The organism is Fusobacterium mortiferum ATCC 9817 (genome assembly GCF_000158195.2).
GTDB lineage: Bacteria > Fusobacteriota > Fusobacteriia > Fusobacteriales > Fusobacteriaceae > Fusobacterium_A > Fusobacterium_A mortiferum.
The window spans coordinates 338,452-351,250 of the sequence record NZ_GL987994.1 but is presented as its reverse complement, the minus strand read 5'-3'; the positions used below and the strand labels follow the sequence as shown (position 1 = coordinate 351,250).

The following is a 12,799-nucleotide window of genomic DNA, read 5'->3' as shown; positions in this document are numbered from 1 at the left end:
TTCTTATATAATATAAATAACGTATTTGTGGAGGTGAATTTTTTGAAAAAAGAACTTGCTAAAATAAAGTTATTTCAAAATCTTGATAAAGAGGCTTTAAATGAGTTAGCTAATATAGCTAAAATAAAAGAATATAAAAAAGGAGATTTATTATATTCTGATAGAGAAAAAATTCATACTATATATTTTGTAATTGAAGGGGTAGCTTCTCTTTATAAACCTAATCCCGATAATACAAAAAAAGTAGTATTTTTATTTGGAGCTGGAGATGTATTAAATGAAGTTATTATATATGAAAATACAACTCTACTTAGTTGTGAATTCCTTGCTCCTACAAAACTTCTAGAAATAGATAGAGAAGATTTTGTGAAGGTATTAGAAAAAAGTTATCTTCTTGCAAAGGGAGTTATTGAGTCATTGATTTATAAAAATAGAGTTATGTCACATCAAATAAAAAATACTTCTAACTCTATAACTGTTGATAGACAAATTGCTCTTAAGTTATATAAATTAGCTCGCGATTTTGGAATAGAAACTGATTTAGGTACTGAAATAAACTTTGATTTATCTATTACATATTTAAGTGAAATTTTAGGTGCTAAAAGAGAAACTGTTTCTAGACAGGTAAAAGTTCTTTCTGAATTAGGACTTATTAAAGTCGTAAGAAAAAGGTTTACTATACCTAATCAAAATACTCTTTTAGATTATTTTCATGGAACTTATCAAAATTAATAAAATAGAGGATTATTTTAATTGAAATAATCCTCTATTTTTTATAAAAACATATTTAAAATTGGAGCTAAGATAATTGTAAGTATCCCTGCTATTACTATTGATAGTGCACTCATAGCTCCCTCTACTTTTCCCATCTCAATAGCTCTACTTGTTCCTACTGCGTGACTTGATATTCCAAGTCCTAATCCTTTTGCAATAGGGTTTTTTATTCTAAAAATAGAATATATAAAAGGAGCTGTTACATTTCCTGTAATCCCTGTTATAATTATTGCAAAAACAGTTATTGAAGGAATTCCTCCTAACATTTTTGAAAGCTCTATTCCTATTGGAGTGGTTATAGATTTAGGCATAAAAGATACTAATAGTTGATGGTCTATTCCCAATAACTTCCCCAATATTATCACAGAGAGTATAGCCACTACTGCTCCTACAATTCCTCCTCCTATAATAGGAATGAAATGTTTCTTTAATAAGTCTATCTGCTGAAATAGTGGAATAGCTAAAACCACAGTAGCTGGTGCTAAAAAGAAAACTATCAAATTTCCTCCCAACATATAATCTACTACAGTAATATGAAAAATGTTTAAAAATCCCATAACAATTATTGTAGCAATAAGTAATGGATTAAATATTGCTAATTTTGTCTTATTAAAAATAAATTTCCCTATTTCAAAAGCTATTAAACTTATTATTACACCAAAAAGTGGATTATTTGTTATTCCTTCCATTATTTTCTCTCTCCTCTTTCAATTAAATATTGCACAGTTAAAGCTGTAATTACCATTGTTATCAATGTCGAAAAAATTACTAAGAACAGTATTTTAAATAAACCTGTTTTCAATAGATACATACTCTCTAGCAAGCTTACTGAAGGAGGAAGAAAGAATATTGTCATATTCAAAAGTAAAAAATTCCCTGCATTTTCTATATGAGAAAGTTTTAAAATTTTAAAATATAATAAAGCAAATAGTAATAACATTCCACTGATTGTTCCAGGAATTGGTAAGTGAAAAACCTCTGTTAATACTACCCCTATATAGTTTATAACAAATATTAGTAAGAATTCTCTAATCATTTTTGCTCCTTGAATAACAATTCAAGAATGGTTCTCGTTCGAAGAATAAAGAGCAAGTATGGCTCAACTCACTAAAAACACAAAACTCGTTTCACTCAAACAGTTGTGTTTTTTAGCATTCGTTTTTGCTGATTTGCTCTATTTATTCTTTTCAATCTTCACCATTCTTGATTTTTATAGTTAGTTAATTAATCTCTTGGTTTCATTTGTGGGAAGTATAATACATCTCTAATAGATTCAGAGTTAGTTAATAACATAATAAGTCTGTCTATTCCTATTCCCATTCCTCCTGTAGGTGGAAGTCCATACTCTAATGCCTCTACGAAATCATCATCTATTACAGGAGTAGCCTCATCATTTCCTCTTTCAGCTTCTTCAACTTGAGCTTCAAATCTTCCTCTTTGGTCAGCTGGGTCTTGTAACTCAGAGAAAGCGTTAGCATACTCTCTAGCATCTATAAATAGCTCAAATCTATCTGTAAATCTTGAATCTTCTTCATTTCTTTTAGATAATGGAGAAATTTCTACTGGATGTCCATATACAAATGTTGGTTGAACTATTGTCTCTTCACATTTTTCTTCAAAGAATTGGTTGATGATATGTCCAACAGTATTCATATGCTCAGGTACTTCTACATGGTGCTCTTTTGCTAAAGCTTTTGCCTCTTCAAAAGTGATATCTTTATTCCAGAAGTCAACACCAGTAACTTCTTTTATTAAGTCTACCATATGTATTCTCTTGAAGTTCTCTAATACTATCTCTTTTCCATTATAAGTAATAGTTGATGTTCCTAATACATCTTTAGCTAGAGTACTGATTATCTCTTCAGCTAAGTCCATCATATCTGTATAATCAGCATATGCTTGGTACATCTCTATCATAGTAAACTCTGGGTTATGTCTAGTACTCATTCCTTCGTTTCTGAAGTTTCTTCCTAGTTCATATACTTTTTCCATTCCACCTATAATTAATCTCTTTAAGTATAACTCTGGAGCTATTCTTAGATATAAATCTATATCAAGAGTATTGTGGTGAGTAATAAATGGTCTTGCTGCTGCTCCTCCTAAAATTGGGTGCATTAATGGAGTTTCAACCTCTAAGAATCCTTTTCCATCTAATATTCTTCTAATTGCTGATATAATTTTAGTTCTTTTTACAAATGTATCTCTTACATCTTTATTCATTATAAGATCTACATATCTTTTTCTATATCTAGTTTCTACATCAGTAAGTCCGTGGAATTTTTCAGGTAACGATCTGATGTTTTTACAAAGTAAAGTAACTACTGAAGCTCTTATAGTTAATTCCCCTGTTGAAGTAAGGAAAAGTGTTCCCTCTACTCCTATTATATCTCCTACACCTATCTTTTTAACTAAAGCATAGTTCTCTTCTCCAAGCTCATCTTGTCTTAAGTAAACTTGAATTTTTCCGCTTATATCCTCAATATGAACAAAAGCAGTTTTTCCTTTTCCTCTATATGCCATTATTCTTCCAGCAGTTTTAAATGTTAATTCCTCTTCTGGAGTATGAGACAATATATCTCCTATCATATTTTTCTTATCAAATCTTTCTCCAAATGGTTTTATTCCCATCTCTTTTAGCTCTTCTACTCTTTTCCATTTTTCCATAACAAGAGCATCATTAGCTATCCTATCAAAATATCTCTCCATCGGTTTCTCTCCTTTTATTTAAATTTTTTGTTTAAATGTTAATTTTGTGGATATTGTTGCATTTGCTGTAATAAATATAAACTGCTCTTTACACTCCAAGGTGAATTTTTATAATTTTGTCTTACATAAGTCAGATAATTTACAGCTTGCTCATTATCTCCAAGTTTATTATATGCCATTCCTATATTATAATATATTTCTGCTTTTTTTTCATCATTTTTTTCTAAATTTAAAGAATTTTTATAGTCATTTACAGCTTCTGAATAATTTTCTGTTCTAAAATAACTCTGTCCTAAATAAAAATAGATATCTTTCTTCTCTATATAATTTTTATCTATCTCTAAAGCTTTTTCAAAATATAATGCTGCTTCTACATAGTTTTCTTTTTCAAAATTTTTCTTTCCCTCTTCAAAGAAAGTTAAATACTGAGTATAATTTTGTGCCTCTAAATTTTCTGGAGTAACCACTGTATTACTACTCTCTGTTGTTTCTACTGGAGTTGTTGGAATAGTTGGTAATAACTCTCCTATATTTCCTAAATTCCCATTTCCATTTAAATAAGAAGCTCCTTTTACAGGATTTCCATTTTTTATATACCAATTTCCTATAAATGTTCCTAATGCTACATCGGGAGTTGAACTACTTGTATATACCTTCTCTAAAAAGATTATCTCATCTTGAGTTGGATTTTCTTTAGCAGTTATTAGTTTTACTATCTCTTGATTTAAATTTTGAGATGAGCTATCAAACTCAAGAAGTGCTGAATTTAATTCAAAATTTTTATCTTGAATTAGCTTTAAAGAATTGATTATATTTAATTTATCATATTCATCTAACTTTGTATATTTTTGTAAAAAATCTATCTCCTCTTTTATAACTTTAGAGTTTCCATCTCTTCCAGCCAAATCTATAAGCATAAAAGATATCTCTTTATCTCTAAAGCTATTTGGAAAAGCTATTCTATGTACAGCTACACTATCAGATAATACTTTCATATTACCTGCTTTATAACTTTGAGATATTACCTCATAGTTATTTTGTTCTGTAAATTCATATTTTAATTTATTTTGAATAGTTATTTTTCTACTAAATGAACCAGCAGAATAAAGCATTATCTCATAACTACCTTGATATATTCCTCTAAAAAATAATTTTCCCTCTCTTAATTCCAATTCATAAGATGCACCTAAAGGAGAAAATAATACATTGTAACTATCCTCTCCTATTCCTAATGGAATAGAAACATAATCCCCTACATATACCTCATAATTATCTCTATATGTAGTATTATACTCTCTTACATATCCTCTTTTTAAACTATTGGAAATATCTGAAAGTATCCCCTCTGGAGCTGAGCTATTTAAAATAATCTGTTGTGTTTTCAAATCTCCAGTCGAATTATTCCAACTAACTCCAATATTACTCTCTTTTTTTTCGTTAGTATTATCTCTTAGAGTATTTAAACTTGCACAACTACTCAATAATAAAACTAAACACAAGTATGTAAATTTTTTCATATCTCCTCCATTAGTAATCTTTTATAGCTATAGTTATTCTATTTAATTCATCTAACCCTTCATAAATTTTATAAGAAAACTCTATTATTCCTTTTGCAGTATCTCTATTGATACTCTCTCCTTTTATATGGAAAAGTTTCCTCATCTCCTTTGTTACATAGACAAACTCTGTTTTTTTATCTAAATCTACATCTATTATTGCAGATATCTCTCCCTCTCTAGAGATAATAACTCTTCTATCTGAAATAGTTAGTTGACACTTTCCAAGCTTACTATCATATTCATAAATAGTTTGCTCAGCCTCTTCTCTTACACTCCCTCTAACTATTTCAAAACTTTTTTCACCATAACTATCTGTATTTTTAATTATAAATTTTTTCATTAATAATATTCCTCTTCATCATCTTCATAATAATCTTCATTATCATATTTATCTGAATACTCTTCATCTTCTCTATCATAGTATTCATCATCTTCATAGTCTCCTATATCTTCTCCACCCATATACTCATCTTGCCAGTACTCTATTATCTCCATAGCATCAGAATCCTCTAATAAGTATATCTCCTCTTCATCTTCATCATAGACAAAAACATGTAGCTCTCCATCATAATCCTCAGCTATAATATACTCCTTATCCTTCATTGTAATATTTTCTACTACACTTAGTTCAAACTCCTCATCATCTATATCATAATAAAAAGTTTCTCCTTGTGAATACATATAAATTTCCTCCTTATATTATCTTTATTTTAATTACTTATGATACTTACCATTATTTATTATACTAAACCATCTATAAATTTGTTCTGTTAAAATTAATCTCATCAATTGATGTGGAAATGTCATCTTAGAAAAACTTAATCTCATTTGACTAACATCTCTTACCTTTTGAGAAACACCATAAGAGCCACCTATTATAAAATTTATTGTACTAGCTCCCTTTACAGCAATTTTTTCTATCTCACTAGCCATCTCTTCAGAGGAGTAATTTTTTCCCTGTATATCCAAAAGAATATTATAACCTCCCAATTTCTCAAGAGTTTTTACTATATCTTCAGATTCCTTTTCAATAGAAAGATTTCTATTACTATCATTCCCATCTTCCTTCAGTTCTACTACTTTCATTTTAGCAAAAGATTGCATTCTTTTCAAGAACTCATTTATCCCTTCAATAATATATTTATCTTTTACCTTTCCTATACATACAATATTTATATTCAAAACTCTCTCCTTATTTTCTCTTAAAAAGTTTTTCTAAATCATCTCTTGTAATTTTAGTAATAATAGGTCTTCCATGTGGACAAGTATACTCTCCTATCTCATGCAATTCTCTTACTATTCTTTCCATCTCCTCATGATTTAATTTCTCATTCGCTTTAATAGCTCCCTTACAAGACATAGATATCAATATACTCTCTCTTATATCTATATTTCTATTCTCTTTTATATTTTTCAATATCTCTCTAAAAATATTCTCTATACTATCTCTCAAATCTAACATTGGAACAGCTCTTATAAGTATCTCATTGTCTGAAAATCTATCTATTTCAAAACCAGCTTTAGTAAAATTCTCTTCCTCTTCAAATATTAGTTCCCTCTCTCTTGGGTCAACTAATATTCTAATAGGTACAAGAAGCTGTTGCATACTTACCTTTGTTCCATAATATTGAGCTTTTAATTTTTCATAAAGTATTCTCTCGTGTACTATATGTTGATCATAGATTTCAAATACTCCATCTCTCTCTACTAAGATAAAAGTTCCAAAAACTTGTCCTATAACTCTAAACTCTATCTTCTTACTTTTTTCTTCTACTTTTTTCACAGTTATTTCTGAAGTTTTTACTTTCTCTTCATATATATCTAAAGGAATTTTATTTTTTGAAGAAGATTCTGTATTAAACTCAATATTTTCTTCTCTTACAATCTCTTTTTCTATTCTTTTATCTTCTATAACTTCATATTCTTTTTTCTCTTCAAATTCTTCTCTTAGTATATCTTTTTCTTGTAATTTTTCTCTTTTCTCCCCAAAAATTTCCTCTTCTATATCTTTCTCTTCTTCTAATAATTCTTGAAACTGTTGAGGCTCTGATTTCATTGGAGTAAATTTTTCAAACTCTGAAAAATCTAAAAACTTACTCTCCTCTTTTTCTATCTTCTCTTGAAGTGTAGGAGATACAAAGTCATCATCTCTAGCAAAAGTTTTCTCTATCTCTTTTAAAACATAGTTATAAACCTCTTCTTCATCAGCAAATTTTACAATTTTTTTAGAAGGATGTACATTTACATCTACATCTTTTGGATTTATATCTAGAAATATTATAGCAAATGGATATTTTCCTTTCATAAGCTTAGTGTAATATCCATCTATTACAGCACTCTCTACTATTTTAGATTTTACCATTCTATTATTTACAAAGGTAAAGATAGAGTCCTTAGTGCTTCTATATATTGCTCCATTTCCTAGATATCCTAACTTAAATTTTTTCATATTCTTTAAAACATTTTTTCCAAATATCTCTACTATTGCATTATCTAATCCATTTCCACTAGTTTTTATACTTACTTTTCCATCTAATATAAGCATTATAGCTACATCTGGATTAGACAGTGCCTCCTGTATTATGATGTCCTTTATATTAATATATTCAGTACTTGGTTTTCTTAAAAATTTTAATCTAGCTGGAGTGTTAAAAAATAACTCCTTTATCTCTATGGTAGTTCCTCTATTTCTCTGTACATCTTTTAGGCTTGTAACTTTTCCTCCTAAAACTGTAATTTGAGAACCTACCTCACTCTCCTCTACTCTTGAAGAGATACTCATTTTTGAAACAGCACTTATAGATGAAAGAGCCTCTCCTCTAAATCCATAAGTATACAGATTATATAAATCATCTTTTTTAGAAATTTTACTGGTAGCATGCCTTTCAATAGAGAGCAATAAATCATCTTGAGACATACCTACACCATCATCTATTATAGCTACATCTCTTCCACCATTTTTTACCTCTATTCTTATACTTTTACTTTCAGCATCTAAGGAATTCTCTAAAAGTTCTTTTATCATACTAGCTGGATTTTCTACTACTTCCCCTGCAGCAATTATATTTGATACAGATTCATCTAATATCTTAATTTTTCCCAAACTCTCACCTCCCATAAAAAAACTCTATTGTTCCCCTTCATTATCTAATAATTTACAAATAATTTCAAGATATTTTTTAGAAAATTCATTGCCATTTTCTTATTATTTTGAGATAATTATATATAGATACTATGATATGAGGTGCTAAAAAATGAAAAAAATACTTTCTATATTTTTATTTCTAATCTATTTTAATAATAGTTTTACATATACAAACAAAGATTATAATCTATTTTTAGATGGAAAAAAAGCTTATTACAATAGAAATTATTCATTGGCTAAATTAAATTTTGAAACACTCTTGAAGACCTTTCCATCTTCAACTATCATTTCCAATAATTATGCTTATTTCTTTATTGGAATGAACTATTACTATTTAGAAGATTATGAAAATGCTGCTTACTATCTTGAAAAGGCTGTATATGTTTCTAATAAATTTTTAAACGATAATGCTCAAACAGAAAAATTACATCTCTTTGCTGAAAGAGATTTTGCTCTTGGAGTTTCTCTGTTAAAAATTGGACAAAAAGAAAAAGCTATTACCTATCTTAATAGAGTAGAGTCTAATACTTTTTATCCATTTGTAGCTTACTATGAAAAAAAAGCTCTAGAGATTTTAAAAGATTTTTCTCCACAATATGAGAAAAAATTACAGTTAAAATTTGAATATAATTTTGATGTAATTGATGATTTCTATACCTCTGATCTATTGGAGATTGGAAAATTTTATACATCTAAAAAAGATTTTCAACATGCTACTGAACTTTATACTCTTCTTTTAAAAAAGGATAATTTGTTTATAGAGGAAAAAGAAGATATATATAGAGATTACTTTGAAGCACTTTTAGCAAAAAAAGATTATAATAAAATTTTAGATTTAACTAAAAAAATTGATAAAGACCTCAATAATTTATTTAAATATTATAGAGGAATTGCTTTCTATAAGAAAAGAGATTTCTCAAGAGCTCTTTATCTTTTCAACTCCATTAAAGAGGGAGAGTTTTTCTCAAAAGCTAACTATTACTCAGCAGGTATCTATTTTACTCTTGGAGAGTATAGTAATGCAATAGAAAATCTAAAAAATGTTGAGGAAAAAAATATCATAACTGACTCTATGGCTGCTTTTTCATATCTTTATTTAAAAGATGAGGTAAACTCTTTAAAGGCTGTACAAAGTCTATCAGAAAAATATCCAAATACTTATGCTGGATTGTATTTTAAACAGCTTCTAAAGGATAAAAACCTTTCAGTTACTTTGATGGATTCTTTAGAGGATTTAATAGTTTTTTCTAATTTAATACTTAGTTCTCAAATCTCTCTTTCTCAAGATTTTATTCCAAAGGCTGATATTCTTGAGATAGATCAACTTTCGCAGATAGCTGAATTGGAAAATAGAGAGATTTTAAAAATAGCTTTCCAAAAGAGTAGTTTTAATAAGAAAAAAAGTGTAGAGGCTGTATTAGGAACTACTTTGATTCTAGAGAGTGGAAAGTTCTATGATTTAGCTTTTAAGAACTCTCTCCTTGCACTAAGAGATTTTGCTGACTATAAGGAGCTTTTTAAATATGAATTTCCTCTATATTATGGAGATATCATAAGTGAGTATTCTAAAAAATATGATGTACCTCAAGAGTTAATCTATACAATTATTCATACTATTACAGGATTCAATCCCTACTATATATCTGATGATTCAAAATTTGGTATTATGAATATTCCATATAAAGATGATAGCTCTCTTCGTTTCTTTGAGCTTTTTGATGTAAATACAAATATTGAAGAGGGAACTAAGATTTTAAAAACTCTTTTAGATAAATACAAAGGAAATAAGATAAAAACTCTTTTAGCATATGTTTATGGAGAAGAGTACTTAGATTTAATATATTTTGGTCATACTAATGATATTAATTTTACTTCAATTACTATTCCTGAAGAGAGATTTTTCTTACAAAATATGTTTATGACATATATCTTTTATTCAAGACTTTATGATTTTTAAAAGGAGAAACAATGAGAAATACTAGATGGATATATAAAGAAAATAGTTTCTCTCAAAATACTAATCTCAACATTGATAGAGATATTTTAAATCTGCTATACAATAGAGATATTAGAGATGAAGAGAAAATATATAAATTTATAAATACCTCTTTAGATAATATACACTCCCCACTTCTATTAAAAGATGTGGATAGAGCAGTAGAAAGGATATTACAAGCTAAAGAAAATAAAGAAGAGGTATGGATATATGGAGATTACGACGTAGATGGAATTACCTCTACCTCTTTGTGTTATCTTGCTCTATCAGAGATAGGAATTACCCCTAGATACTATATTCCTCTAAGAGATGAAGGGTATGGACTCAATAAAGAAGCTATGGACTATATAAAATCTCAAGGGGGAAAGGTAATTATCACTGTAGACTGTGGTATCTCTGCTCATCCTGAGATAGAGTATGCCAACTCTTTAGGACTGGAGATCATAGTTACTGATCACCACGAGATTAATAATGGTAATCCCCCAGCTTATGCTGTAATCAATCCCAAAAGAGAGGACAATCAGTTTCCTTTTAAATATATGGCTGGAGTAGGAACAGCTTTTATGCTTATCTATGCTCTCTTTGATAAACTAGAAAAAAAAGAGGAGCTATATAAATATTTAGATATTGTTGCAATAGGTACAGTAGCTGATATAGTACCTCTTTTAGAAGAGAATAGAATATTTACAAAATTTGGAATGGAGCAACTTAATAAAAGTCATTGGCTTGGAATAAGCATGCTTATAAAAAAAATATTTGAAGATTATAAGACAAAAAAATTTAATACCTATGATATTGGGTTTATTATAGCTCCAATATTTAATGCTGCTGGAAGATTAGAAGATGCTAAAAGAGCTGTAGAACTATTTATAGAAAAAGACCATAGAGTATGTAGTGAGATAATCAATGAGCTTCTAAATAATAATACTGAAAGAAAAGAGATACAGGAGATGATTTTAGAAAGAGCTCTTTTTAAAATCGAAAATGAAAAACTTTTTGAAGATAGTGTTTTAGTAGTAGCAGAGGAAGGATTTCACCATGGAGTAATTGGAATAGTTGCCTCTAAAATTTTAGATAGATACTATAAGCCTACTATCATTATGGAAATAAAACCAGATGAGAGAATAGCCACTGCCTCATGTAGAAGTATAGAGGGATTTAATATGATAGAAGCTCTCAATACTATGAAAGAACTTTTTGTGAAATATGGTGGACATGCTGGAGCAGCTGGATTTTCAATCAAAATAGAAAATATAAATGAATTTTCTAAAAGAATAAATGAGTATGCTAAAGAAAATATTCCAGAGTCATCCTTAATAAAACCTGTAAAATTAGATATAACTATACCAGCCTATAAAATCTCCTATGACTTTATAGATAAAATTTCTCTTTTAGAACCTTTTGGATTTGGTAACCCCTCTCCACTTTTTGCTCTAAATAATTGTGAAATATCTGGAGTCCGTCCTATTGGTAAAGAGAAAAACCATACTATGTTTAATGTGAGAAAGGATAATCTTGAGATAAGAAATTGTGTTTGGTTTAGTAGTGATGATGTTTTTAATGAGATGGCTTCAATCTCCCATGCTGATATAGCTTTTAAATTAAAACTAGAAACCTTCAAAGATAAATATATGTATAAAATGTATGTGGAAGATATGCAACTTCCTAGAAAAGAGGAAAATATCTATGAAAGATATAACTCTCTATACAATACAGTTTTTCCTATTGAAACAGTAATATATACTAGAAAAAAATTAGAAAACTCTGATTTAAAATTAGTCTATCATGACTATGAAGTAGATGTTACTCTCAATAGAAACTATCTGACTACACTCGATAATCAAACTGCTTATCTTCTACTGGAGATGAGAAAAAACTATGGATATAATTTTAAAGTTAGTATTAAAGATATCATTCTTAAAGAGGAAAATTACAATGTACATCTTATAATAGATAGAGATTATGAATTTGTATCCTACTCTCTAAAACAGGGAGAACTCTTTAGAGATATAAAAAATTTCCTGCTTGGAGATTTTAACTATAACTCTATACAAAAAAATATTCTTGCCTCTGTATTCAAAGAGAAAAAAAATACTCTAGCTGTTGTAGAAAAAGGTAGAGGAGTCAATACAGTTATACAAACTATTGGTTTGTATTATAAGAGTTTAGGAGAAAAGATTCTCCTTATAACTGATGAAGTTCCTTATAAAAAAACTTTAAGCTGTGTGGATATAGCTGATGATTTTCAAGAGGGATACTCTTTCTATATAGTTGATAAAAAAATTGACTTTTCAATATTAAAAAATAAAAAATCTCTTATTTTCTCCTCTGAAAATATTGAACTAGAGGGATTTAACAAGGTAGTAGATAGTTATACTATTCCTGAGAATATTATTTTTATGGAAGAAGAGTTAATTTCTAAGAAAAATATTTTCTCTAATATACTTCCTATAACTACTAGAAAAAATATTCTCACTTCTTTGAATAAATACTCTGTACTTTATTGTAGTAGAGATATATTATTATATTTGTAAAATAAAAGAGTAGATAAGGTTATCCTCATCTACTCTTTCTTTATTTATCTCCTATTCAGCTATAGCTATTTTTTATCTTTTATTA

At 28.3% G+C, this 12,799-nt stretch carries 11 protein-coding genes; 3 read left to right on the top strand and 8 right to left on the bottom strand.

Going from position 1 to position 12,799, the window contains the following annotated elements; all coding sequences use genetic code 11:
• Positions 1-42: 42 nt before the first annotated feature.
• Complete coding sequence (locus tag FMAG_RS11320) at positions 43-732, top strand: Crp/Fnr family transcriptional regulator (RefSeq protein WP_005886805.1); 690 nt, start codon at positions 43-45, stop codon at positions 730-732.
• A gap of 41 nt (positions 733-773) precedes the next feature.
• On the opposite strand, the gene FMAG_RS11315 is transcribed toward FMAG_RS11320, so the two are convergent.
• The 8 genes from FMAG_RS11315 to mutL form a co-directional block, all read right to left on the bottom strand.
• Positions 774-1,466 (bottom strand): LrgB family protein, encoded by a 693-nt coding sequence (locus tag FMAG_RS11315; RefSeq protein ID WP_040494106.1) that lies wholly within the window; start codon positions 1,464-1,466, stop codon positions 774-776.
• Positions 1,463-1,810, bottom strand: coding sequence for a CidA/LrgA family protein (locus FMAG_RS11310; protein ID WP_005886800.1), 348 nt, complete (start codon positions 1,808-1,810; stop codon positions 1,463-1,465). The genes FMAG_RS11315 and FMAG_RS11310 overlap by 4 nt, the downstream gene beginning before the upstream one ends.
• A 188-nt stretch (positions 1,811-1,998) precedes the next feature.
• Positions 1,999-3,480, bottom strand: coding sequence for a lysine--tRNA ligase (gene lysS, locus FMAG_RS11305; RefSeq protein ID WP_005886798.1), 1,482 nt, complete (start codon positions 3,478-3,480; stop codon positions 1,999-2,001).
• A gap of 38 nt (positions 3,481-3,518) precedes the next feature.
• Positions 3,519-4,997 (bottom strand): tetratricopeptide repeat protein, encoded by a 1,479-nt coding sequence (locus FMAG_RS11300; protein WP_005886795.1) that lies wholly within the window; start codon positions 4,995-4,997, stop codon positions 3,519-3,521.
• 10 nt (positions 4,998-5,007) lie between these two features.
• On the bottom strand, positions 5,008-5,379 hold the full coding sequence (locus tag FMAG_RS11295) for a DUF1934 family protein (RefSeq protein WP_005886793.1): 372 nt from the start codon (positions 5,377-5,379) through the stop codon (positions 5,008-5,010).
• Positions 5,379-5,720, bottom strand: coding sequence for a hypothetical protein (locus tag FMAG_RS11290; RefSeq protein WP_005886791.1), 342 nt, complete (start codon positions 5,718-5,720; stop codon positions 5,379-5,381). Before FMAG_RS11290 ends, FMAG_RS11295 begins: the two co-directional genes overlap by 1 nt.
• 33 nt (positions 5,721-5,753) lie before the next feature.
• Positions 5,754-6,221: a 23S rRNA (pseudouridine(1915)-N(3))-methyltransferase RlmH gene (gene rlmH, locus FMAG_RS11285; RefSeq protein WP_005886789.1), complete on the bottom strand. Its 468-nt coding sequence runs from the start codon at positions 6,219-6,221 to the stop codon at positions 5,754-5,756.
• Between the two features lie 10 nt (positions 6,222-6,231).
• Positions 6,232-8,142, bottom strand: coding sequence for a DNA mismatch repair endonuclease MutL (gene mutL / locus FMAG_RS11280; protein WP_005886787.1), 1,911 nt, complete (start codon positions 8,140-8,142; stop codon positions 6,232-6,234).
• A gap of 151 nt (positions 8,143-8,293) precedes the next feature.
• Between mutL and FMAG_RS11275 the strand changes: the two genes are divergently transcribed.
• Positions 8,294-10,141, top strand: coding sequence for a transglycosylase SLT domain-containing protein (locus tag FMAG_RS11275; RefSeq protein WP_005886785.1), 1,848 nt, complete (start codon positions 8,294-8,296; stop codon positions 10,139-10,141).
• Between the two features lie 11 nt (positions 10,142-10,152).
• Positions 10,153-12,714 (top strand): single-stranded-DNA-specific exonuclease RecJ, encoded by a 2,562-nt coding sequence (gene recJ / locus FMAG_RS11270; protein WP_005886783.1) that lies wholly within the window; start codon positions 10,153-10,155, stop codon positions 12,712-12,714.
• Positions 12,715-12,799: the final 85 nt, after the last annotated feature.